The 24,750-nt window shown below is 38.0% G+C and carries 26 protein-coding genes and 1 pseudogene; 10 read left to right on the top strand and 17 right to left on the bottom strand.

Translation table 11 applies throughout. From position 1 onward, the window contains the following. Positions 1 to 6 precede the first annotated feature (6 nt). The 14 genes from B2V22_RS05700 to comGA form a co-directional block, all read right to left on the bottom strand. Positions 7 to 900, bottom strand: coding sequence for a polyprenyl synthetase family protein (locus B2V22_RS05700; RefSeq protein WP_290490988.1), 894 nt, complete (start codon positions 898 to 900; stop codon positions 7 to 9). After that, entirely contained in the window at positions 900 to 1,145 is a 246-nt protein-coding gene (locus tag B2V22_RS05695; protein WP_290490987.1) for an exodeoxyribonuclease VII small subunit, read from the bottom strand. Before B2V22_RS05695 ends, B2V22_RS05700 begins: the two co-directional genes overlap by 1 nt. After that, positions 1,146 to 2,507: an exodeoxyribonuclease VII large subunit gene (gene xseA, locus B2V22_RS05690; protein ID WP_290490986.1), complete on the bottom strand. Its 1,362-nt coding sequence runs from the start codon at positions 2,505 to 2,507 to the stop codon at positions 1,146 to 1,148. Beyond that, positions 2,500 to 3,351: a bifunctional 5,10-methylenetetrahydrofolate dehydrogenase/5,10-methenyltetrahydrofolate cyclohydrolase gene (locus tag B2V22_RS05685; RefSeq protein ID WP_290490984.1), complete on the bottom strand. Its 852-nt coding sequence runs from the start codon at positions 3,349 to 3,351 to the stop codon at positions 2,500 to 2,502. The genes xseA and B2V22_RS05685 overlap by 8 nt, the downstream gene beginning before the upstream one ends. A gap of 188 nt (positions 3,352 to 3,539) precedes the next feature. Beyond that, positions 3,540 to 4,154: a transcription antitermination factor NusB gene (nusB, locus tag B2V22_RS05680; RefSeq protein ID WP_290490983.1), complete on the bottom strand. Its 615-nt coding sequence runs from the start codon at positions 4,152 to 4,154 to the stop codon at positions 3,540 to 3,542. Positions 4,155 to 4,175: 21 nt separating this feature from the next. Then, positions 4,176 to 4,550, bottom strand: coding sequence for an Asp23/Gls24 family envelope stress response protein (locus B2V22_RS05675; RefSeq protein ID WP_290490982.1), 375 nt, complete (start codon positions 4,548 to 4,550; stop codon positions 4,176 to 4,178). Between the two features lie 23 nt (positions 4,551 to 4,573). Continuing rightward, positions 4,574 to 5,134, bottom strand: a complete 561-nt coding sequence (gene efp, locus B2V22_RS05670; protein ID WP_290490981.1) for an elongation factor P — start codon at positions 5,132 to 5,134, stop codon at positions 4,574 to 4,576. 98 nt (positions 5,135 to 5,232) lie between these two features. Beyond that, a complete protein-coding gene (locus B2V22_RS05665) occupies positions 5,233 to 6,312 on the bottom strand; it encodes a M24 family metallopeptidase (RefSeq protein ID WP_290490980.1) in 1,080 nt (359 codons plus the stop codon). A 753-nt stretch (positions 6,313 to 7,065) separates the two neighbouring features. Continuing rightward, a complete protein-coding gene (locus B2V22_RS05655) occupies positions 7,066 to 7,596 on the bottom strand; it encodes a hypothetical protein (RefSeq protein ID WP_290490978.1) in 531 nt (176 codons plus the stop codon). Continuing rightward, positions 7,562 to 7,882, bottom strand: coding sequence for a type II secretion system protein (locus B2V22_RS05650; protein WP_290490977.1), 321 nt, complete (start codon positions 7,880 to 7,882; stop codon positions 7,562 to 7,564). Before B2V22_RS05650 ends, B2V22_RS05655 begins: the two co-directional genes overlap by 35 nt. Next, positions 7,848 to 8,297: a prepilin-type N-terminal cleavage/methylation domain-containing protein gene (locus B2V22_RS05645; protein WP_290490976.1), complete on the bottom strand. Its 450-nt coding sequence runs from the start codon at positions 8,295 to 8,297 to the stop codon at positions 7,848 to 7,850. The genes B2V22_RS05650 and B2V22_RS05645 overlap by 35 nt, the downstream gene beginning before the upstream one ends. A gap of 38 nt (positions 8,298 to 8,335) precedes the next feature. After that, positions 8,336 to 8,653, bottom strand: coding sequence for a competence type IV pilus major pilin ComGC (gene comGC, locus B2V22_RS05640; protein ID WP_290490975.1), 318 nt, complete (start codon positions 8,651 to 8,653; stop codon positions 8,336 to 8,338). A gap of 12 nt (positions 8,654 to 8,665) precedes the next feature. Beyond that, a complete protein-coding gene (gene comGB / locus B2V22_RS05635) occupies positions 8,666 to 9,745 on the bottom strand; it encodes a competence type IV pilus assembly protein ComGB (RefSeq protein ID WP_290490974.1) in 1,080 nt (359 codons plus the stop codon). After that, on the bottom strand, positions 9,684 to 10,703 hold the full coding sequence (gene comGA, locus B2V22_RS05630) for a competence type IV pilus ATPase ComGA (protein ID WP_290491003.1): 1,020 nt from the start codon (positions 10,701 to 10,703) through the stop codon (positions 9,684 to 9,686). The genes comGB and comGA overlap by 62 nt, the downstream gene beginning before the upstream one ends. A gap of 224 nt (positions 10,704 to 10,927) precedes the next feature. On the opposite strand from comGA, the gene B2V22_RS05625 reads away from it, so the two are divergent. Genes B2V22_RS05625 through B2V22_RS05585 form a run of 9 tightly spaced genes read left to right on the top strand, consistent with a single transcriptional unit; the run spans position 10,928 to position 19,450 of the window. Further along, positions 10,928 to 11,257, top strand: a complete 330-nt coding sequence (locus B2V22_RS05625; RefSeq protein ID WP_290490973.1) for a hypothetical protein — start codon at positions 10,928 to 10,930, stop codon at positions 11,255 to 11,257. Then, positions 11,244 to 12,287, top strand: coding sequence for a V0D/AC39 family V-type ATPase subunit (locus B2V22_RS05620; protein WP_290490972.1), 1,044 nt, complete (start codon positions 11,244 to 11,246; stop codon positions 12,285 to 12,287). Before B2V22_RS05625 ends, B2V22_RS05620 begins: the two co-directional genes overlap by 14 nt. Further along, on the top strand, positions 12,284 to 14,233 hold the full coding sequence (locus B2V22_RS05615; protein ID WP_290490971.1) for a V-type ATP synthase subunit I: 1,950 nt from the start codon (positions 12,284 to 12,286) through the stop codon (positions 14,231 to 14,233). Before B2V22_RS05620 ends, B2V22_RS05615 begins: the two co-directional genes overlap by 4 nt. A gap of 14 nt (positions 14,234 to 14,247) precedes the next feature. Beyond that, positions 14,248 to 14,703, top strand: a complete 456-nt coding sequence (locus tag B2V22_RS05610; protein ID WP_290490970.1) for an ATP synthase subunit C — start codon at positions 14,248 to 14,250, stop codon at positions 14,701 to 14,703. After that, positions 14,703 to 15,008: a V-type ATP synthase subunit F gene (locus tag B2V22_RS05605; protein WP_290490969.1), complete on the top strand. Its 306-nt coding sequence runs from the start codon at positions 14,703 to 14,705 to the stop codon at positions 15,006 to 15,008. The genes B2V22_RS05610 and B2V22_RS05605 overlap by 1 nt, the downstream gene beginning before the upstream one ends. 17 nt (positions 15,009 to 15,025) lie before the next feature. Then, on the top strand, positions 15,026 to 15,613 hold the full coding sequence (locus tag B2V22_RS05600; protein ID WP_290490968.1) for a V-type ATP synthase subunit E: 588 nt from the start codon (positions 15,026 to 15,028) through the stop codon (positions 15,611 to 15,613). Position 15,614: 1 nt separating this feature from the next. Then, on the top strand, positions 15,615 to 17,381 hold the full coding sequence (locus tag B2V22_RS05595) for a V-type ATP synthase subunit A (RefSeq protein ID WP_290490967.1): 1,767 nt from the start codon (positions 15,615 to 15,617) through the stop codon (positions 17,379 to 17,381). Between the two features lie 12 nt (positions 17,382 to 17,393). After that, positions 17,394 to 18,815: a V-type ATP synthase subunit B gene (locus B2V22_RS05590; RefSeq protein ID WP_290490966.1), complete on the top strand. Its 1,422-nt coding sequence runs from the start codon at positions 17,394 to 17,396 to the stop codon at positions 18,813 to 18,815. Between the two features lie 14 nt (positions 18,816 to 18,829). Further along, positions 18,830 to 19,450: a V-type ATP synthase subunit D gene (locus tag B2V22_RS05585; RefSeq protein WP_290490965.1), complete on the top strand. Its 621-nt coding sequence runs from the start codon at positions 18,830 to 18,832 to the stop codon at positions 19,448 to 19,450. 130 nt (positions 19,451 to 19,580) lie between these two features. Here B2V22_RS05585 and B2V22_RS05580 read toward each other — a convergent pair whose 3' ends face one another. Both B2V22_RS05580 and B2V22_RS05575 read right to left on the bottom strand, forming a co-directional pair. Then, positions 19,581 to 20,312 (bottom strand): YebC/PmpR family DNA-binding transcriptional regulator, encoded by a 732-nt coding sequence (locus B2V22_RS05580; protein WP_059134071.1) that lies wholly within the window; start codon positions 20,310 to 20,312, stop codon positions 19,581 to 19,583. Between the two features lie 72 nt (positions 20,313 to 20,384). Next, positions 20,385 to 21,290, bottom strand: coding sequence for a diacylglycerol/lipid kinase family protein (locus tag B2V22_RS05575; protein ID WP_290490964.1), 906 nt, complete (start codon positions 21,288 to 21,290; stop codon positions 20,385 to 20,387). Between the two features lie 229 nt (positions 21,291 to 21,519). Between B2V22_RS05575 and B2V22_RS05570 the strand changes: the two genes are divergently transcribed. Next, entirely contained in the window at positions 21,520 to 24,051 is a 2,532-nt protein-coding gene (locus tag B2V22_RS05570) for a transglycosylase domain-containing protein (protein WP_290490963.1), read from the top strand. Between the two features lie 419 nt (positions 24,052 to 24,470). On the opposite strand, the pseudogene B2V22_RS05565 reads toward B2V22_RS05570, so the two are convergent. Beyond that, a pseudogene (locus B2V22_RS05565) lies at positions 24,471 to 24,728 on the bottom strand (glutathione-dependent formaldehyde dehydrogenase); the annotation flags it as partial. Positions 24,729 to 24,750 lie beyond the last annotated feature (22 nt).

The raw sequence follows: 24,750 nt of genomic DNA, 5'->3' as shown, positions 1-24,750 counted from the left end.
TTTCAATTAAATTTTTAGGAATTTCAAGAAACCAGCTAACAATTCCACGTCAAACGTTGGTTGAATTGCTTGAATTTGATTTAATAAACTTTTGCATGATTCTATTTTATCAGATAAAGCGCTCAAGGCACCATTAGTACCCATTAATGATGGGTAAGTATTTTTATCAAGATCTGCATCTGAATGGTTGAATTTACCTCGCGCTTCATCCGTCCACATCACTTCTTGTAAGTCATTTTGAATTTGGTAAGCGATCCCGTATGTCCAAGCGAAATCATCTAATAATGCAGCTACTTCACTAGAAGCTTGAGCAATTTGTCCCCCTGCAAAAATAGCATAGCGAATTAATTCACCGGTTTTGCGCTTGTGAATATCTTGTAATGATTGCAAATCAATTTGTTTGCCTTCAGAATTAACGTCCAGGACTTGTCCGGCAATCATACCGGTAGACCCGGCTGCCTTAGACAATTCCGCAATTAAGTTTACTTTCGTTTGTGTGTTTTCGATCTTTGAGTCATTTGCGATTAAAGCAAATGAATCTGTTAGCAATGAGTCACCAGCAAGGATAGCTGTCGCTTCATCAAAGGCTTTATGGTTAGTTAGTTTGCCCCGACGGTAATCATCATTGTCCATTGCTGGTAGGTCATCGTGAATTAAAGAATATGTATGGATATACTCTAAGGCAATAGCAGTATTCAAGCCAATTTGGAGGTCAACGTTCAGCGCTTTTAAAGTAGCCAACAATAACATTGGTCGGATGCGTTTTCCACCCGTATTTAATGAATAAACCATTGATTCTTTTAATTGACCAGGTTGGGCGTGACCGAATTGGTCAACAGACTTCAGAATAGCTTCGTCTAAGACTGGTAATTGGTTTTCCATAAAAATTGTTGCATCCATTACTGGTCACCTTGACTCGATGGTTCTTCAAATGGTTCCAATTGACCATTTTCTGTCATCAATTTTGTCATTGTTTCTTCAGCGTTTTCTAAAGTTTGGCTGCAATATTTGCTTAAAATCATGCCGTCTTGAAAAGCGTCCATTGATTCTTCTAATTTGATATCGCCAGATTGTAATTGATTGACAATTGCTTCAAGTTTTTCTAACGCTTCTTCAAACGATAGTTTTGAGGTATCGATAGCCATTTATGATTCTCCTTTTATTTTAGAAAATTGTTTTTTGTCTGTTCCAGTAATTTGCGCGGTAATACGGCCATCCGCTAATTGAATGGCTAATGGATCACCAATATCCACTTTTGTAATGGAATCTACCGGTTCTTGTTTACTTGTCACATAAGCAAAACCTTTACTCATCCGTTTTAGGGGTGATAAAAGATCTAGTCGGGACATCGCTTTTTGCAATTGATATTCCTTAGACCTTACCTGTTGGCTTTGGCTATGAATCAATTGGTTTTGCATATAGTGTAACTTTGTCCGGTAATTGCCTAATGTAATTGCAGGTGATGCTTGGTTTAGCCTTTGGTCTAAGTGCTGTACAGCAACTTTTTGTGATTTCAAGTAGCTTTCTTGCGACTGAATCAATTGTGCCTGTAAGTTTTTTAATTTTAATTGGTGTGCTTCGTAAAGACGCAACGGTTGTCGGAAAATATAGGCGTTTTGATATTCTAATAATCGCTGTTTTAAATATTCTATACGATTAACTTGCGCTCTATATAGTCGCGCCTGCAATTCTTGAATGCGAATCAACTCTTCTGACAAGACAGGTGTAGCAATTTCTGCAGCAGCTGTTGGCGTCGCTGCTCTTTGATCGCTGGCAAAGTCAACGAGAGTTGTATCTGTTTCATGACCGACTGAGGAAATAATAGGGATGTCTATTTTCCGGACGGCACGAACGACCTTCTCCTCGTTGAATGGCCACAAGTCTTCAATTGACCCACCCCCGCGGCCGATAATCACTGTATCATAGTCACCGTGTGCGGATACCCGTTCTAAATTTTTCACCAATTCGTCTGCAGCGTGCTTGCCTTGGACTGCCGTTGGGTACAAGGTCAATTGAACAATTGGATACCGACGCTTAACGGTTGTTATGATATCTCTAATTACAGCACCAGATGGTGAAGTAATGACTGCGATATTTTTTGGAAATCTTGGAATTGGCTTCGGATCGAACTGAAAAAGGCCTTCTTCAGTTAACTGTTTCTTTAATTGCTCATAGCGTTGGTAAAGAGCACCTACACCATCTGGCTCAAGGTGGTCAATATACAACTGATAACGCCCAGTCGCATTAAAAACACCGATACGACCTATAGCCAGGACTTTCATTCCGTCTTCTAAATCAAATTTCAGCTGGTTAAAAGCATTGGCAAACATGACCCCAGATAATACAGCGTGATCATCTTTCAAGGAAAAGTATTGGTGCTTTGCCCTTTTACGGTAGTTTGACACTTCACCCGTTATATAAACCTGGTGTAAATAAGGATCCTTTTCAAACTTGGTGGCAATATATTGCGTTAACTGGCTCACAGTTAAATAATTCTTATCAGACAATACCTGTCACTTCCTCTAATCTATCAATCATCTGTTTAAATACCATTAATTTGGTGACTGGTCCAACACCACCTGGCACGGGGGTAATGGCATGCGTTTTCTCTGCAACATTTTCAAAATCGACGTCACCAGTAACTTTACCATTCTCGTCATAAGTAGTCCCAATATCAATTACTGTCGTGCCCGGTGAAACCATATCTTCTGTTAAGAATTTTGGAATACCAACGGCTACACAAATAATATCTGCAGAACGTGTCAATTCCGCCATATTCTTCGTTTGACTGTGAGCAAGCGTTACAGTAGCCCCACGTTGTAACATCAATTCTGCTAGTGGTTTTCCAACGATTGTAGACCGGCCAATCATCACAGCACGTTTACCTCTAAAAGTGGTATTCACTTCATCCATCAAGGTAATTGCTGAAAGTGGTGTATTCGGTACCCGGCTTTGATTACCAGCTAATAGGTTCCCCAAATGTACAGGGTGAATGGCATCTAAATCTTTATCCGGATCAATCGCAATATTAATCTTTTGTACGTCAATTTGTTTTGGTAAAGGCATTTCAATCATGATACCTTGTACTGTTTTATCTTCATTATATTGTTGAATTACAGCCAACAATTCTTCTGTTGTCGTATTGCTTGGGCAAGAAATCAATTCGTTTGCCACGCCAATTTTGTCAGCAAATCTTGTCTTTGTTCGTGCATATGATGCACTCGCTTCATCATCACCACAAAGAATAATGACTATTTTAGGGTGAATGCCGCTATCTTTTAATTCACTTACTCTTTGTTTCAATAACTCAGTTTGAACTTTAACATATTCTTTCGAACGAATTTCTATCATAATTGCCCACCTTATCCATAATCTGATGTAACAAGTATATCGAAATTTGAGTCATAATAACAGTCTTGTAGTGGCAATATAATTAAATTATACCTATATACATTTAAAAAAACCGGGACTCAGGTCCCGGTATCTTGCACTCAACACGATTATTTAGCTGACAATTCACTGCCCAAGTCTGTCTCGCTTTATTCAATAAGATCAATATCAACAGTTTCTACTGGTTTAACATCGCCATTGGCATTGGCCTTTAGTTCAGCTAAGACATTTGATAAGATCCCATTAATAAATTTACGCGCACGGTCGTCCGAATATAATTTAGCTAATTCGATCGCTTCATTAACCGCTACTACACGAGGAACCGTCTCTTCATCGGTAAATAGTAATTCGAATACAGCCACTCGTAGAATTTGTAGATTCACTAATTCTAGTCGTTGCACTGACCAATTTCCATGGATATGTTTATCGATCATTTGGTCAATCTCAAAGCGATTCGCTTTAACACCTTCTACTAATGTACGTAAATAAGCGGGAACAGTCGCATCTTCAGTAACATCCGGAAATTTATCAAAATGATTTTTAGCTGAAAAATTCTCAATACTATCTTTCAACTTGATTGCATGATTTTCATACTCAATAAATTCTTCTTCAGTTAATTCCTCAAAACTTACCTTTTGCCCCAATTTCTTGTGATTTTGTAAGATATGATTGAAGGCACTTTCCAAAGAAAGTTGTGGATTGAACTCTTGCTCATAAGATATTAATACAGCGAGTTCTCTAATTTGTGATAACCCTAATTTCATACTTGTTCCCCTTAATACGATTTATTTACTTGCTTTTTCCATATACAAGTTTGTCACATGAACGTTTACCACATCAATCGTGATATCTGTCATGTACTTCACTTGGTCAATTATCTGTGATTGGATATTTTGGGCAACTGCAATTACAGCAGTTCCAAAATATAATTCTACCGACATATCTAATACCATTTCATTTCGATCATTTTGATAAAGAATTACTCCGGCATCGCGTTGGAAAACATCTTGAATTGTCTTGTTAGCACGTTTTATTGCTCGAACACCTTTACTTTGTAAGGCAGTAGCTGCTGCAATATTTTCGATTACTTGAGGAGCAATTTCAATTGCACCGGTAGCTTGCACTTGATTATGCTTATATGCTTCAATTTTATCAGCCATTGTCGTTCACTCCTTATCTCAAATTACGCGCGTGAAATGTACTCTCCACCGTTAGAAGTATTGATTACTAATTTGTCACCAGCGTTAACAAAGAATGGTACGTTAACAACTACACCCGTTTCCATAGTAGCAGGTTTAGACCCACCTGAAGCAGTATCGCCTTTGATACCAGGTTCTGTTTCTTTAACAACTAATTCAACTGTTTTAGGTAATTCAACACCTAATACTTCTGTCCCAAAAGTGATGATTTTAACTTCCATGTTTTCTAACATGAATTTTAATTCGTCTTGAATTTGGTTTGCTGGAATTTCAGTTTGTTCATATGTTTCATTATCCATGAATACGTGAGTATCGCCATCAGCGTATAAGTATTGCATGTCACGATTTTCGATATGAGCAGTTTCTACTTTTTCACCTGCACGCCAAGTCTTATCTAATAATGCACCTGTACGTAAGTTTTTTAATTTTGAACGCACGAAAGCAGACCCTTTACCTGGTTTAACGTGTTGGAATTCTACAACACGGAATAAGTTACCATTATCTTGAATAGTTAAGCCAGTTTTAAAATCGTTTGTTGTAATCATATTTACATCTCCTAAAAAATTTAATCTCACTAAAATTATAACACATTAAAATGCATCCTGGCTCAAAAAGTCGGATGCATTCTTTCATCTACGTAAAATTACACGATGATCAAGTGACGAGGAGAATGTGTAAGAACTTTATTCCCATCTTCTGTCAAAATGAGGTCATCTTCAATACGAACCCCACCAACACCCTCTAAGTAGATGCCTGGCTCATTTGTGATAACCGTGTACTCTTTTAGTGGTTGTTTATTATGCATACTTGCATTTGGGGACTCATGAATATCTAAACCAATAGAATGTCCAAGTGAGTGGCCAAAGTCATCACCGTAACCATGGCTAGCTATAAAGTCACGTGCGATAGCATCCATTTCTTCACCAGTCATACCAGCTTTTGCTTGCTCATTGACTAGTTGGTTCGCTTGGAAAACAATATCATAGATTTCTTTCATCTTGCTTGATGGTTCACCAACTGCAATGGTTCTTGTGATATCAGAAACATATCCCTTATAGTAGCAACCATAGTCCATAGTCACGATATCGCCTGCTTCAATCACTTTATCAGAGGCCACACCATGTGGCATTGCAGACCGGTAGCCTGATGCCACAATTGTCTCAAATGAAACACCGCTCGCCCCTTGGCTTCTCATAAAGAAATCTAATTCATTTGCAACTTGGATTTCAGTCATTCCAACTTGAATAAAGCCTAAGATATGGTCGAAAGCTGCATCAGCAATTTCACACGCCCGTTGAATTATTGCAATTTCTTCTTGGTCTTTGGTTTGACGTAAAGCTTCAATCATTCCAGATGCTGGGATTAAGCGAGCAGAAACGATATCTTCTAACTCATCAAATTTAGCAACTGTCATATATTCTTCTTCATAACCAAGTTGGCCTAGATTTTCGTTGGCCATTACTGATTGAACGAATCTTAACGGACTAGTATGCGCTGCAGATCCACCTGCAATGATAATTTCATATCCAGAACACTGTGCTTTCGCTTGTTCCCGGTATCTAAAATCTGTGATGAAGTAAGCATTATTTGCTGTAATTAATGCTGTACCACTTGTGCCAGTAAAACCAGAAATATATCTTAAATTAAATGGGTCAGTGACATAGTAAGCATTAATACCTTCAGCTGCCATGCTTTCTTGCAAAGCACTTATTCTCTTTTCCAAACTTTTCACCTCATATTGACTAATCTATCTCTCTAAATAGAATCACTTTTTATAGCTCAATAAGTATAGCATATATCAGTCTTTAATGAAACTGAGCATTATTCAACGTGGTACCTATCAACATTCTTGCTCACTTTATACCCAGTACCCCAGCTATTTACTCCTGATTTCTTTGGTCATAGGGGACATTATTATATTTATATTGCCGTCCGTTTTCTACAATGAATACAGTTGTGTTAAAAACCTTGTTTTTTAATTCAACTGATACATGTCCTTGGTCAAAGGTCATAGCCCACTTGCCATCGGTCCATGATATTGAGGATTGAGTAGCAGCCTCTACTTCTTTTACTTGATCTGATGTTGCTGAATTAATNNGGCTCGATCCAGCGTCACTATCCGGTTCAATTTCTGAAACACTAGCTTGATCAGAATTATTTATGATTTCATTGTTTTCATCCGGCAAAAGTTTTACATCACTTTCTACTAAAAAGGAGGACGTATCCGATTCATTACTATCTGACGGCTCAGGCGGCTGATCCTTTAAACTTATTTGGCTAGTCATTACTTTATCTTTCTCAGCAATCACTTTCTCCACCGCCAGGCGAGACATGATTTGTGCTTTATAGGATATGTTAATCTCTTCATTCATTTTAACTTGGCTACTGTACATATTTAAGTTAACTAAATAAATGAAGGTTAGGATCGACATATACATTAATGCGGTAAATAAGACAAAACCACTTTTTTTCATTATTATTTACCCTTCTTTACTAAAGGTAAAAGGATTTTATAATCCTTACCATCGAATAGCCTCACTTTAAACAGGAAGTTCCCATTATCTAATTCTTGGATCGTGAGATCAGTAGCGTTTGGAATTTGTGGCTCGTACCCACCGTTTAAAGAATATCTAATCCAAGAGTTCCCATTGCTATCTTTATAAAAGCTGTAAGTACCGACCTTATTATTTTCTTTGAGAGAAAGGGTATTTGCAGTATATCTAACTTGTTCCGTTTGCGTATGGTCTGTCAAAAATTGGTTAGAGAAAATATCAAAGTCATCGTAGGTCATTACTTCATATCGGCTATATATATTCATCTCTGTTCCTATAACAGCCAGAAAGGTAAATTGAACAAGAGCATAGAAAAATAGCCCGTAAACCATTTCCAATAAAGTAAATCCGGATCTTTTATTAATCATATTTGACATATTTAGATTTAACATTGTCAGCTTTAACTTTCGCCTATTTAATTTATTCTTGAATCTTAAATTCTGTGAAAAAACCATTCCGCTGATCCTCCAATTTGCCTTCTTCCAGATTGATTTCTATCTCTTCATGTATGCTTGCTCCAAATTGAACAGCATTTAATTGATGAAACTGTTCCCGACTCTGGCTTAAGGCCTTTTCACTTCGTCTCAGGTTTTCAAGTTGCATCTGCTGGTTTATGACAAGGAGGAGGACCATAGCCCCCATTAAAGACAGTCCAATGATAGATTCGATGAGCATAAACCCATGCTTCCCCTTTTTATTATTAGCATTATGAATCAATTGGCTCCTTTTCTTCAATAACATAACGCCCTCCGGAAAATTGATAAACAATTGCATAATACTTCGTTGGTGTTTTTAAGGTTATCGTTTGTGGTCCGACAGTTCCTGACGTGGAAAACTCAAATCTTTTATAATGCACAAACTTCGATTCTTTTGGAAACACAAACGTCGTATCTCCTGGTGAAGGCCGTAATAGATCAGCTCGAAATTCCACTGTATTGCCAGAAAAAGTCACAAAATGAATACCTTTCCTAACTATTGTCATTTTATGCACGTATTCAAAGTGTTGCATGACATTACGCATCATTACTTTTGATTCATAGCGAACAATAGCGTCTTTTGCATATGGGACCGCAAGTATTAATGATAATGACAGTGCAAATAAAACAAGTATCATTTCCAGAAGAGTAAATCCCGACTTCTTTTTATGTTTTTTCATCAAAATCTACTCCTCTTAAAATGATGTCGTAATAATTCCTAAGGGGTAACAGCTTCTTTTGGAATAGCATTATATTTTTCTAATTGATCCTTGGTGATATAACCTTCGTTTGCTAGTACTTCCGCCGTGACACTTGCTTCATCATGGTCTAGTAAATATAATTCCATCTGTGTTTCAACCGTTTCGACTAAAGCTGCGTTAGTTTTAGACTCTACATTTTTTGTTTGCTCGGACATGTTTGGTATAATTATAAGTAACAAGGCTGCCACAATAAATAAGACCAGAACCATTTCTATAAGCGTAAAACCTTCTTTTCTACGACGCTTTCGAATAAAATTAACCAATACTTTTTTCATGATAATTCCTCCTTAGATTGTTTCTAACATCGTTAACATTGGTAACATTAAAATTAAGTAAACCAAGACCACACAGATTGCAACACTCAAAAACAAAATGGATTGTGCTATCTTTATCTGTTGGTCAATCGTTTGATACAAAAGCCTTAAAACCCTCTGACTATATAACCTTGTCTTAATCGCCAATTGATTTAATAATTCTCCCTGAATAACTATTGCTGGAAATTCACGGGTGAACACATCGGCAGCTATCAAACTATCCGCAAATGACACACCTTGATAATATCTTTCGTCTAAGTACTCACCAAAGGCTTGTAAGAATGCAACTTCTTTTTGTTTAATTAATGACTCGGTAATTTGCCGTACTGAATAGCCTATTTTAAATAGTTGGCTAAATTCATAAGCAAAAAACTGAGTGTAATAGAGCCTAAATAATTTCCCAACCATTGGTAATTTGACATATAACCTTGCTCTTACTAATGGATTAGTTTGCTTCCTCCATATAAGATAGATGATGAGTATGACTAACAGCAAAATTAAAAATCCTATCATTATCCAGTGCAACTCTTGTAAGAAAATCAATAGATAACTCAGTAACCCCTGTCCCTCACCTACTGACATAGAAGCCAATTGTGGCAAAAGAAATATGCGCAAGCCAAATAACATGCCAATCATCAATACCATTAAAGCAATTGGATAAAGCATCACCACTTTTAACTTTTGCATCTGTTGATCACGTTCTTGAATGTACTTAGCAATCGTTTCTAGCCCTATACCAAAATTGCCGTAAGCTTCTGCTACTTGAATTTGATATGCTACGTTACCCTTAATTTTCATTTCATGTATAACTTGGTAAAAATACTGGCCAGATGAGAAACCGGCTGCCATTTTGCCAAAAGTCACTTCCTGCTTAGGGAAAATAGTCTTTAAGAAAGAAAATATTTCAAGCATCGGAAAACCTTCTTGAAGCATTTCTGCGATATATAAAAGTACAGTCGCCTGTAAATGCGGTTGCCAAGTGCTAGTAATTTCAGTGTTCGCTAATTGTTTCCAGTTGATATTCTTCCATGATGGACTGGGTGATGTAGCCATGATCATAAGCCTCCTTTAATAGTAGATTTAGTGATTTAAAATCATTTGGATAGCTTTGATTTAAAACGAAACTACTCAGCTGGTCACCGTGTAGTAACTCAAATAAGGCTAACTTCTCAGTTGCAATAATTTCTGGATCAAGAACAAGAGGGACTAACCTTTGAGCAACAACTAATAATAAGGTCTGGACCAATTGTTCGTTAGTGATCCCTAATTCTTTCAATCGTCCGATAACACCAAAAGTATTCTTAGCATGAATAGTGGCTAAAACCAGATGACCAGTCAGTGAAGCGCGGATTACCATTTTGGCTGTTTCTTCACTTCTGATTTCACCAATTAGAATAATATCAGGATGGTGACGCAAACTAGCCGTCAGCAAACGGTCATAAGTAATATCCGCCTTTTCATTGACTTCAGTTTGCAAAAAAGCGGGTTCTTTAATTTCAATGGGCTCTTCGATGGTAATAACTTGACTGGCTTTTTCTTGATAGGCATTCCTGAGCAGTTGATAAATGGTCGTTGTTTTCCCAGAAGAAACTGGGCCTGAAAATATTATCAAACCACTTTTGCGCTTCATATATTTGTTCATAGTGTCATAAGCTGCTTGATTCATGTGATTGGATTTAAAATCACTGGTCACCTTGTCATGGAAAACACGGATAACTAAAGATTCATGCATGAGATAATTAGAGATTGACGATAATCGCAATTCGATTTTGTCGTCTGCCAGGTCATAGACAATAGCACCATCTTGGGGCATACGTTTCTCACCTACATCCATATTTGCCATGTACTTTAACAACCTAATCAACTGACTCCCTGTTTCAAATTCAAGGGTTTCCTGCAATATTAATTGATGACCGTCTCTTAGAAAAATATGATACTTCTGTCCTTCTGGGAGAATGTGGATATCATCGGACCGTTTAAATATCGCCATCGAAATCATCTTGTCTATCATTTCTTTCAACCTACCACCTCCATTTATTTTCAGGTCATATAATTTATACGAAGAATTCTTGAAAAGTAGCTTACGAAATTAAAATAATATGCAAAAAAAAGCGTACCTCAAAATTTTGCGCACTTTTGCATGATAGGCCCCCGTTTTAATTTTGAATTTTTTTTGAAATGATATAATTTAAGTTAGGTCATAAAAATGGCACTAAAAAAAGGGAGGGAACTGCAATGGATGACATCGTAAATCGTTTATATGAAATTGAAAATGCGGCTAAAAGTGCAGAGAATACGGTTCAAGATCAAAAAATGAAAATTAAAAGATCTTTTGATGATAAGAAACGTGATTTTTTACAAGCGGCTAATGATGCTTATGCTAAAAAAATCGAAACAGCAAGAGAATCGTTTAGTTCTGAGGACTATGAAACTTCTCGTAATCTTAATGCCAAATTTTCCCGTAAAATGCAACGCATTCAAGATATTCTTGACAATGAACACGGGCTTTATGTAGACGAGTTCATGGAAAAAGTAACAAAGCTTGGAGTCGATGAAATTGGATAACTATACTGCTATAGACACAAAAATTCGTGGTATGCGGAAGCATTTACTAACTAGTGAGAAAATTGAAGCTCATGGGGATGTTCGTACATTAAATGAATTGTACGCATTAATCACTGAAAATCCTTCTTACAAAAAGGCAGCAGAATTACTAAAGACTGATGTCTCTTCGCGAGAAGATATTGAGTTGATGCTTAATTACGGCAATTTCTTTGAATTTTTAAAGATATATCGATTTGCCTCTTTACAACAACGTGCTTTCCTAAAGCGATATGCAATGTTTTTTGAGGCTTGGTTTATCAAACATACCTTAAGAACCGTCGTAAATCGTGGTGAAACAACCGTCATCATGAGTCCAATCACCCATTATCTTGATGATAATCGCGGATTCAAAACGACAGATTTGATTATGGCAACTGATGTAAAAGCAGTTGTGGATGCACTTGCTGACACCATTTACGGACCTTTTTTTCAACAATATAGTAACTTATTTAGTCAAAATGACTATGAGCGCTATGAATTCGAAATTGCTTTTGACCAATTTGTCATTCAACAAATTTGGCAAGGCGGTAAAAAATATCTAACCGGTGAGTCATTAACAGGTTTTAAAAGACTATTCGGCGCCCGCTTTGATATCTTAAATATTTTTACAATTTATCGTTTGAAATTCCTCTACCAATTAAGTGACAACGAAGTGACTTCTGCTCTAGTGGATGCTCATTATCGCCTAAATGATGAGTATGTTGATCGATTGCTACAAGCACCTGATATTCGAAACTTCGAAATTACGGTTGCTGAACTTGGTTATGGTGACATTTTTGAACATTTATCAACAGATGAATCCCTACAAAAATATGAGGAAGAATTCTTAAGATCCTTACAACATCATCTTGCGACTAGAGCACCAAAATCTATGTACGCAATTATCAATTATTTAGAGGATAGTCGTCATGCTTTGTTGATGTTAGAAGAATTAACCGAACGAATTACATATAAAAACATTTCACCTATAGAAAGGAGTTTAAATCAATGATAACCGAAATGCGCTTAGTCAATATTACCGGTCCTCGTGACGATATTGACCGGATGGCGGATCGTTATTTGACCCACTACCCTATCCATTTAGAAAATGCGTTGAAGGAGTTGTCAGAGATTCGAACACTTCGTCCCTATACAAGTCCAAACCCTTATGAACCTTGGGAAGAACGAATTGATAACTTATTAGACTACACAAACGTTGAGCATGGTAAAGACATTCACTTGGATAAACCCATGACCTTTGATGAAGCAAAAGCTTTAGTAAACGAAGTTGAAGAAAGCTTACAGCATGAACGAGAAGCCATAGCTAAAGTGCAAGCAGCACATGATGAAGCCAATGAAAACTTGTTAATGTTTAGACCTTTCCAATCAATTGACTTCAACTTAGATAAAATTTACGAAATGAACCACATTAAATTCCGATTCGGTCGTTTCACTCGTGAAAACTACCGGAAGTTCGAAAAGTATGTGGAAACAATGGTACCAGCCATCTTCGTAAAGAGTGAAGAAACTGAAAAATACGTTTACGGTGTCTACTTCACACCTGATGAAGCGCGCCAACGTGTTGATGCCCTTCTATTCTCACTAGCTTGGGAGCGGATTTACCTACCTGAGGAAAGTGGTAGTTTCCGTGAAATTACACATAAATATCAGAATTTAGTCGAAGAGACAGAGAGCCAATTAATTCAATTAAAACGAAAAATGCGTGCTTTAGTTACACCAGTGGCGCCAGATTTATTAGCGGCTAAGAGTCGGTTAATGGATTTATCTCAAGCTTTTGGTGTTCGTAAATTTGCAGCAATTACCCGTGAGGAATTCGCGCAAAAAGAAACACGTTACTTATTAATCGGTTGGATGGCTGAATCTGATGCCCAAAAATTCAGCGATGAAGTGAAAAACGATCCAAATGTGACGATGTATATCGAAGATGACGATGACGATGACAACAGTCATTTGAATCCACCTACAAAAATGAAGAACAATTTCCTAATCCGCCCTTTTGAGTTACTAACCAAAATGTACGGCGTTCCAAACTACCGCGAAATTGATCCAACAACGATCGTAGGTATTTCGTACTCTCTTCTTTTTGGTGCCATGTTCGGAGACGTGGGTCAGGGATTAATCCTTTTTCTAGTAGGTCTTGTCGGATTTTTCAACAAGAAATTACGCCCTATCGGTATGTTAGCGCCAATTGGATTAAGTTCAACTATCTTTGGTTTTCTTTACGGATCAATCTTTGGATTTGAAGATGTTATCCATGCATTATGGCTACATCCTATGACACACATGACAGACATCCCCTTCTTCGGAAGCTTAAATACAGTATTTATCGTTGCAGTCGCCTTTGGTATGTTCATGATCCTCGCAACAATGATCGTCAACATCGTGCAACGCTTTAATGCAGGAGAAAAATGGGAAGCCATTCTTGATAAGAACGGTATTGCCGGATTCATTTTCTACTTTGTATTAGTAGCTATGTTAATCCTTTACATGTCTGGACACACAATTCCAGCAATTGGCATCTTAATCGCTATCCTAGTTTTAGCATTAATCACAATTGCCTTTAAGGAAGAAATCATTCACAAGTTGGAAAACCATAAAGAGAAAAATGGTGACAACATCGTGATTAAAGCATTAACGATCTTCTTTGAAACATTTGAAACCCTATTAACTTACTTCTCTAACTCAATTTCATTCGTCCGTGTGGGTGCGTTCGCTATTTCCCATGGTGCGATGATGAGTGTGGTATTGATGTTTGCAGGTGCTGAAAATAGTGGCAACATTAACTGGTTGGTCATTATCTTAGGTAACTTATTTGTAACTAGTTTTGAAGGATTAGTCGTGGCAATTCAAGTATTACGTCTTGAATTTTATGAAATTTTCAGTCACTTCTATCGTGGCGATGGTATTGAATTTAAAAATATTTGGATTAAAGATTAAAGGAGAAAATAAAAATGACAACAGAATTATTAATTAAACTGACAATGGTTGCAACTTTCGTATTAGGTTTCGTATTACCATTTGGTTACTTCTATACAGGCAAAAAAACAAAAAATCGTTACAAAAAATCGTTAACTACTAACGTAGTATTCGTAGTAGCTGGTATCCTAATTGCTATCGTATTAGCTTACAACCCAGAAGTTGCTTTAGCATCAACTGGTGCTGCTGCAGAAACTATCGGTGACGCTGCTGGTTTAGCAACAGGTCTTGGTTACATCGCTGCTGCCTTATCAACTGGTTTATCATGTGTTGGTGGTGGTATCGCCGTTGCCTCTGCTGCTTCAGCTGCCCTAGGTGCTATTTCAGAAGATGGTTCAATCTTCGGTCGTTCATTAATATTCGTTGGTCTTGCTGAAGGGGTTGCTCTTTACGGTTTGATCATCTCATTCATGATTTTAGGTCAACTATAATGAAAGCTTACGTAATCTGCGATAACTTAGACACTTTGACTGGATTGCGATTAGTAGGTATTGAAGGTGAAATTGTAAAGTCTGCGGAATTTGAACCTGCCTTTAAACGTGCAATAGCAAATAAAGGTATAGGCATTCTTTACCTTTCGCCTTCTCTAATTGAAAGCAATCAAGACCTTGTAAATGATGTTCGCTTTAACCAAGCAACACCACTTATCACTTCAGTCTTAGGTGCAAATGAATATCAAAATGCGACCAATACCATTGCAGAAACAATTCAACATGCAATCGGTATCCAATTATAGAATGGGAGTTTTAAGCAATGGATTTAGAAGATAAATTTGCTTATTTTGAAACGCAAGTCAACCAACAAGCGCAAAATATTATTGACGAACAAGTCAATCAATACAAAGCAACTTTGCAAAAAGACTATGATGAATTTGTGAAAAATACAAATCAAGAGTTTGATGCAAAATTTGAAAACGCCAAAAAAGATATGCGTAAAGAGTTGAATAAAAACATTTCTCAAAGTCAAATTCACTTACAACGTGACTTGTACTTACAAGAAGAAAAGTTGAAAAAATCTCTATTCGCTGAATTCAACGATGCGCTTCAAAATTACATGCAAACAGATGAATACCGCAACCAATTAGTTGTGATGATTAATAACTTAAAAGACTATGCAGAAAAAAATCGTGAAGAGTTGGTCGTTTATATCAACCATTCAGATCAAGGATTGCATGAAACTTTATTAGAAGAAACAAATGCAAATATTCAAATTTCAGACCGTGAGTTTTTAGGTGGCGTCCGTGGCGTCTTGAAAGACCGTCAAGTATTAATTGACTACTCTTTCTCTACCCTATTAGCAAACGTTGAAGATAACTTTACTATCAAGGAGGTTGATGACTAGAATGGCAAACGAAAATTTAATTTATTCAATTTCGGGCCCAATCGTTAAAATTGCTGGTCCAACCGACTTATCCATGCAAGAAATGGTCCACGTTGGGGAAGACAAATTAGTTGGGGAAGTTATTTCCATCAATGAACAAGAAACCACTATCCAGGTGTACGAAGAAACTGCTGGTATTCGTCCTGGAGAACGCGTTTACGGAACAACAATGCCGATTAAAGTGCAGTTAGGCCCTGGTCTAATCAACAATATCTATGATGGTATTGAACGTCCTTTAGTTGAAATTGAAAAACAATCCGGATACATGATCAAACGTGGTGTTCAAGTAGATTCGCTTGATAAATCAACCTTATGGCACGTGAAGCCAGTTGTTAAAGTCGGTGACCAAGTTTCTGGTGGTGGAATTATCGCCGAAATCCCAGAATCTAACGCCGTTACTCATAAAGTGTTGGTACCACCTACAACTGTTGGTGAAGTCGTAGAAGTAGTTGCTGAAGGGGACTACACTATCGAAGATATTTTGGTTAAAATTCGTCGCTTCAACGGTGACATTGATGAAATCAAAGCATATCAAGAATGGCCAATTCGTCAAGCACGTCCTGTTGCTTCTCGTTTCGAGTCAATTACACCTCTTGTAACAGGTCAACGGATTATCGACTCAGTCTTCCCTATCGCTAAAGGTGGTACTGCTGCGATTCCTGGTGGTTTCGGTACTGGGAAAACGACTATGCAACATCAGATTGCTAAATATGCTGATGCAGATGTGATTGTTTACATTGGTTGTGGTGAACGTGGGAACGAAATGACCGAAGTACTTGAAGACTTTTCAAAATTGATTGACCCTCGTTCAAATGCGCCTTTGATGGAACGTACAGTTTTAATTGCCAACACTTCTAACATGCCGGTAGCAGCCCGTGAAGCCTCTATTTATACAGGTTTAACAATCGCTGAATACTACCGTGATATGGGTTATGACGTAGCGATCATGGCCGATTCAACTTCTCGTTGGGCAGAGGCTTTACGTGAGTTATCTGGTCGGCTTGAAGAAATGCCCGCTGAAGAAGGTTTCCCTGCATACTTAGCGAGTCGTATTGCTACCTTCTATGAACGTGCTGGTTACATGCGTAACTTAAACCAATCTGAAGGTTCAGTATCGATTATCGGTGCTGTGTCTCCTCAAGGTGGGGACTTCTCTGAGCCAGTTACCCAAAACACAAAACGTTTCGTACGTTGTTTCTGGGGACTAGATTCAGAACTTGCCCATAAACGACACTACCCTGCCATCAACTGGATGAATTCTTATAGTCAATACGTGGATGATTTAGGTGCTTGGTATACTGCCAACGTTTCTGAAAAATTCCTGGCTAACCGTGCTGAAATGATGGCTCTTTTACATGAAGAAGATCAATTAATGGAAGTTGTAAAACTAATCGGTTCTGATGTCTTACCTGACCATCAAAAATTAGTCTTACAAACTGCGCGTGTCTTCCGTGAAGGTTTCTTACAACAAAACACCTTCCATAAGGTGGACTCATCGGTACCAATGGCTAAACAGGAAAAAATGATGGAAGTTATTTTATACTTACATCATCGGGCCAAATCATTGATCCAATGGGGTATGCCAATGTCTTATCTAAACAAATCAAGTATTTTCACGGATGTCATCAATATGAAATATACTACTTCAAACGATAATATAGCTGATTTTGATCACTACTTTGAAGATATTGATGCCTTCTATGAAAAAGCAATGCAAGAGAACGGTTAAGGGGGAATAATAATGGCAATAGAATATCTAGGATTAAATTCCATTAATGGCCCTCTAGTAGTTGTAGACGGTGTTAGAGGCGCTGCATATAACGATATCGTACGCTTTCGCGTGAATAGCAACGAAGAAAAATTAGGTCAAATTATCACAATGGAAGGCGAGAAAGCTATCATCCAAGTATTTGACTCAACTACTTCAATGTCTCTAGATAATACACATACTCAATTTACTGGTCACGGATTAGAAATCGAACTGGCACCAGAAATTCAAGGACGGGTCTTTGATGGTATCGGTCGTCCAATTGACAATTTAGGACCTGTCCACTCTGACATCAAACGTGATGTCAATGGTGCCCCACTGAATCCAGTATCTCGTGTTTATCCACGTGACTATATTGAGACTGGTTTCTCTGCAATTGACGGGTTAATGACTTTGATTCGTGGTCAAAAATTACCAATCTTTTCTGGTGATGGTATGAGCCACAACCAAGTAGCTGCCCAAATTGTTAAACAAGCCAAATTAGGTGAAGATTCTGATGAAGAATTCGCGGTTGTATTTGCTGCAATGGGAGTAAAGCACGATATTGCTGACTACTTCCGTCGTTCATTTGAAGAGTCTGGTGCCATGGATCACGTAACCATGTTCGTGAATACCGCTGATGATCCCGTTATGGAACGTCTAATCACACCTCGTGTGGCCTTAACTACAGCAGAATACTTGGCTTATGATTTAGGTAAACATGTGTTAGTTATCTTAACGGATATGACTTCTTTTGCTGAGGCCTTACGTGAAGTATCATCAGCAAAACAAGAAATCCCTTCTCGTAAAGGTTACCCAGGTTACCTTTACTCTGAATTGGCGACTATTTATGAACGTGCGGGTATCGTTAAAGGTAAACCAGGTTCAGTAACGCAAATTCCTATTTTGACCATGCCTAACGATGATATCACGCACCCTATCCCTGACCTTACTGGTTATATTACTGAAGGACAAATCGTACTAGACCGTGTAATTGAAGGTAAAAACGTTTATCCACCAGTTGGGATTCTACCCTCACTATCTCGTTTGATGAAAGACGGTATCGGTGAAGGGTTTACCCGAGAAGACCACTCTGACGTAGCTAACCAATTATTCGCTTCTTATTCTGGTGCTAACGAGGCTAAATCTTTAGCTTCTGTTATCGGGGAAGAAGAGTTATCGGATGTTGATAAACTTTATCTTAAATTTGGTGAGTTATTCGAACAAAAATTCGTTGGTCAAGGCCAAGATGAAACAAGAACCATCCAAGAGACATTGGACTTAGGTTGGCAATTATTAGGTATTTTCCCACGTGAAGAATTGACACGTATGGATACTGAAGTCCTTGATAAATACTACAAAAACACAGCTGATGAGGTATTAAACCAACAAACAACTGACAAGCCGCTAGTATAAGGTGGTGAAAATTAATGGATATTAATAACACCCCTACCAAGGGGAACTTAATGCAGATTCAAAAGACATTAGATCTTTCGCGTAACGGTTATCTATTGATGGACCGGAAACGGATTATCTTGATGAACGAGTTGATTGATTTGCTGAATAAGGCTTCCGGTTTACAGGATGACCTTAAAAAGGCTTATGAGTTGGCTTATCATAAATTGTCAATTGCTGCTTATGAAAATGGTATTTTAAGTGTACATGATGCATCAACTAACGTGAGTGTTGAAGACGATATCCAATTAAAAGTACGTAGTGTCATGGGTTCAGAGGTGCCAGAAATTAATTACAAACCTCGACCTATGAAGCCCGCCTACTCATTCTATGACAATACAGTGGCTATTGATGAAGCAAGGATTGCCTTTCGTCGGGTCAAAGAATTGCTGATTCAAATCGCTGAAGTTGAGAATGCGGCTTATCGTTTAGCGAACAACATGCAGAAAACGCAAAAACGTGTAAATGCCCTTCAAAATGTGACCATTCCGCAATTGGAAGGTGCACAAAAATCTATTTCTTCAGCGCTTGAAGAGAAAGAACGTGAAGAATTTACCCGTCTTAAAGTGGTTAAACGTATCTTAAATAGCAAGTAGCAAAAAGATAAAGACGACCTATGTAAACTGGTTTCGCGCCAGTATACTTAGGTCGTCTTTTTGGTTATATAAAAAGTGTCGGCGGAAGTTTCTTTCGAACCTCTACCGACACTATTTGTATTGAATAACTTTATTCAGCTAATTCTGTATTGTAATGTACGTTTTGTACATCATCATCGTCTTCTAATAAGTCGATCAAGTTTTCAAGTTGGCTGGCTTTATCTTCAGGTAGTTCTAACATTGTTTTAGCTACCATTGTGATTTCAGCTTGTGCTAATTTGAATCCTTGCGCTTCTAAGGCGTCACGAACATCAGTGAAGTCAGAAGCTTCTGTAGAAATTTCAAATACTTCATCTGAAGTTGTCATGTCTTCCCCACCAGCTTCGATTACGTTCATTAACATTTCATCTTCGTCAAGGTCTAAACCTTCACGCTCGATCACGATGTAACCTTGACGGTCAAACATGTAAGCAACTGAACCTGATTCACCTAATGAACCACCATTTTTGTTAAAGATAGTACGTATATTGGTTAAAGTACGGTTGGTATTGTCAGTTAAGGTTTCAACTAAAATGGCAATACCGCCTGGTCCATAACCTTCGTAAGTGATTTCATCGTAATCTTCACCAGCGTTGTTACTTGAACCTTTTTCAATCGCACGGTTTACATTGTCGTTAGGCATGTTCGCTGCTTTTGCTTTATCCATAACCAAACGTAAAGATGGGTTTGATTCTGGATCAGGTCCACCCGCTTTCGTTGCTACATAAATTTCACGAGAAAGTTTTTGGAATACTTTCGCCCGTTTAGCATCGGTTGCACCTTTTTTGTTTTTGATTTTACTCCATTTATTATGTCCAGACACGACATATACCCTCTTTCCTGTAATTTTTCACTAGGTTATTATATCAAAATATTGACATCATAGCAATGAAGCCTATTTATTAGGCACCATTACTTCCACATGTGATGGTAAGACTTCGATATCAATTGGTAACGCTGGACCAACCTCACCGTCAATATTCACTTTTACTTCGTTCGCGTCTTCATTAACGACCGAGATAGACACCTTTTTGACGTTATACGTAATCACGTTATTGGCTTCAGAGATATACCCGCCGTTTAATTTTTGTAGCATACCTGGTAATTCAGCTAATAAGTTTTCATCTTTTAAGGTCATGATATGCAATAAGCCGTCATCTGGTGTTGCACCAGCAATCATATTTTCAAATGATCCTACACTGTTTGTTAAGGCAACCACTAGTACTTTGGTTGAGATTTCGATTTCTTTATCGTCGTCTAAGACTAAGTTGTAGGTGTATTGGTTATCGTTTAATACAGCTCTCATTGAGTCACGCACGTAGGCGAAGAAACCAAATTTTGATTTATCTTCACTTGATGTTTCCATTACGGCTGTTGGAATTGATCCAATAGCGGCCACGTTGCAGAAGTATTGGTCGTTTATTTTAGCGATATCAATTTTTCGTGTCTTGAAGTTAGCTAAGTCTTTAGCTGCTTCTTGAGGTTTTAGGCTAATTCCTAAAGCTCGAGCTAGATCGTTGGCTGTCCCAAGTGGAATAAGACCAAATTTAATGGTTGAATCTGTTTCAGCGATTCCTGAAATTCCTTCGTTAACAGTTCCATCACCACCAACGACGACAACAGCTTCATACCCTTCGTCGCTTGCTTCACGAGCCCAGTCTTTGGCGTCGCCCTCTCCTTCAGTGAACTTTGTTTCGACATCGTCGAAGGAAGCAGACAGCGCTTTTTCTAAATCACTTTGAATTTCTTTTCCCGTCCCCTTACCTGATGATGGGTTAATAATCAACCTTACTTTAGACATATTCGCTACCTCCATGTACTTTGTGTTACCTTCATTTTACTAGACCGTTGGCGAATTAGCTATATTTAGCCCTAGATTATTTTGAATACGAATGAAAGCGAGCTAGGTCAATTTTACATTCATTTTACAGAGATGAATTCACATAGCATGTATACAATTGTTTTGATATAATTAATAGCAAATCAGGCTATTTTTACAATAAAATTTGTTATAGAAAAGTGTGTGTATAGTGAAGAAAAACAATGAAGAAAAGAAAAAAATTGGGAATGGGCTGTCTGGGACTGAAAAAGTGATGTTCTATGTGAATGTGGCTTTTAAATCCTTGGCTAAAATATTTCTAGTCTTATTACTTATGCTCTTTCTTGGTGGGACATTGGGTCTTGGATTAGGATCAGGCTATTTCATTGGTTTGGTGGAAGATATGCCAATCCCTACTGAAGAGGAACTTTCTAATGCGGTGGAGAATGCCGGTGAGATTTCGACCATGACTTATAGTGATGATACTGAAATTTCTAGTATTCGCGCTGACTTGGTTCGTGAAAATACTAAACTAGAAAATGTTCGTCCATATATTATTAATGGTTTAGTAGCTACAGAAGATGAGAACTTCTTCGAACATGATGGTGTGGTACCGTCAGCCATTATCCGTGCAGGTGCTTCAACCTTCCTTGGTGTGGGAGGGACTTCCGGTGGTTCAACCATTACCCAACAGTTAATCAAGCAAAAATTATTAACCAATGAAGTGTCTTTTGAACGTAAGGCAAAGGAAATTTTGCTAGCGATGCGGTTAGAAAACCACTATTCAAAAGAGCAGATTCTGCAAGGTTACTTGAATGAATCGCCATATGGCCGTAATCATAAAGGGGAAAATATTGCAGGGATTGAAACTGCAGCCCAAGGGATTTTCGGTGTATCAGCGAGTGAAGTTACTTTAGCACAAGCAGCCTTTTTAGTGGGTATTCCGCAAAACCCATATACTTATACCCCCTTCTTGCAATCCGGTGAATTAAACGATGCTGAATATTTAGAAGATGGCATTATCCGTTCGCATGAAGTCTTACAACGGATGCGGTTAACCAACTATATTACTGAAGAAGAATATCAAGAAGCAATTAATTATGATATTACCCAAGACTTCTTAAGTGCTGGAACTAGCGAAGAAGTACCAGATGAACGTAATTCATACATCTATCAAGCGGTTGAACTTGAAACCATTGATATCTTGATGGAACAAAAAGTAGCGGCTGATGGACTGACTATGGCTGATGTTAATGCCAATGATCAGTTATACAACCAATATTATGCTGAGGCGGAAAATCAAATGCGTAACGGTGGTTTAACCATTAAAGCAACAGTCGATCCCGATATTTACGAGACAATGAACTCAACCGTTCAGGAGTTTTCTGCTTCATTTGGGACTACCTATTATTCAGAATCTACAGATGAAAATGGTGACCCGATTGAAGTCGTAGAACCTGTTCAAAATGGGACAGTCTTATTAGACAACGACACGGGCCAAGTCCTTGGATTTGTTGGCGGTATTGACTTTGATACGAGTCAGGTTGACCACGCCTTTAACTCTCGTCGTTCGCCTGGTTCATCATTCAAACCTCTATTGACTTACGGTCCAGCCTTGCAGGAACAAATTGCTGGTGCAAATACAATGCTTGCCGATACTTACACTCGTATCGTCCAACCAGATGGGGACGTTTATGAACCAACAAACTTTGGGACGACTATTTCAAATGACTTTGTAACTGCTCGCTATGCCCTTTCAACATCTATGAATAACCCGACATTGGCCTTATATAATGAATTATTAAACCAAGGCGTCGACATTCAATCTTATGCCTACAAGATGGGCTTACAGGATGCGATTTCAACTGATGAATTCAGTAACTTAGCCCTATCACTTGGTGGGACAACTACTGGTCCAACTGTATTAGAAAACGCGGCAGCCTTTGCAACCTTTGCAAATGGTGGTGTTTATGTTGAACCTTACCTAATCGAAACTATTACTGATTCCAATGGTAATGTGGTTTACCAGCATCAAACGCAAAAAGAACGCGTCTTTGATGAAGATGTAGCCTATGTAATTGCTGATATCTTAAAAGATGCGACAACTACCGGTGCTATGGCCTCTTACAATTCGCAAATGGATAGTGATTTAGACTGGTTTATGAAGACTGGTACTTCAGAACGATTTAAGGATTTGTGGGCCAACGGTTCAACGCCGAACGTTACCCTTACTTCTTGGATTGGTTATGATAATATCACGCAAACTCGTGATCTATATAGCCAAGCTGAAAATGCCGTATACGGTACGCCAGCTCAACGGTCATTACGCTACTGGACAACCTTGGGTAACCGACTAAACTACTACTACCCGAATACAATGGGGTCTGGTGAAGTCTTAGAAGAACCTGAAGGTGTCCACGAGGAAACAGTAGTGACGGAAACTGGTACGAAATCTGGTAGCTTTGAAGGACCATATGATACAAGTTATACAATTCCTTCATCAGCAGCAACCAACACTGAATTGTTTACCGCTGCCATGGATCCAGAAGAACCAAGCTTTACCTTTGGTATCGGTGGTTCGATGGATGACTACATGAACAAACTTGAAAGCTTCCGGTCTAAGACGAATGCTACTGTAAATAGTAAGGTTCAAGAAGTATTAGAATCCTTTAAATTACGTAGTGAAGAAAATGAACAACGTCGTCAAGAACTTGAAGAAGATAATATTGAACAAGATGGTTAGAAAAATAAATAAGATGGCGCTAGGAAACAACTCTGTCTCCTAACAAAGGAACCCTTCAACTCATTCTTAGTTATTAGAAAGAGTTGAAGGGTTTTTATCCTTCTAAAAAACGTTAATATGGCTGTATCTGAATAAGTTTTTAGAAACACCAGAAGGTATTGAAGAAATCATTCATCATTTGGGGGAAGTACTGATAGAATTTGAAGCCGCGATCAAGTTAGAAACGACAATTCCTAAAGGGCCTATTGTATATAAGTAACGAAGTCGCACTCTCAAGAAACATTGCCATAAATATCTGAATGATTTCTTATCGCACCAATCCGTTAAAAATAAAAATGCGAAGAAATAATCACGCTTTATGATTATCTCATCGCATTTTTATTTTTAGCGCTAGTTATTTTCTAGCCCCGAAATTTCTTTTAAGAAATACCTGGTTTCAAAACTACTTTAATATTATTATCTGCTTTTCTGTCAAATATATCGTATGCTTCAGCGGCTCGTTCCAAGGGCATTGTATGTGTAATGATATCCGATGGGTCGAATTCTCCTTTTTCAATCATGTCATAGATTTTCGGCATCAAGTGGATAACCGGAGCTTGTCCCATTTTAATATTCACATTACGCGTAAAGAAATCTTGGAACGGGAAATTCGTTGCTGGATTCATATAAACCCCAGTTGTTTATGGCAATATAAAAGTA

This window comes from Aerococcus sp. UBA6277 (assembly GCF_002440555.1).
Lineage (GTDB): Bacteria > Bacillota > Bacilli > Lactobacillales > Aerococcaceae > Aerococcus.
The sequence above is the reverse complement of the archived record's forward strand: the minus strand, read 5'-3'. Positions and strand labels throughout refer to the sequence as shown.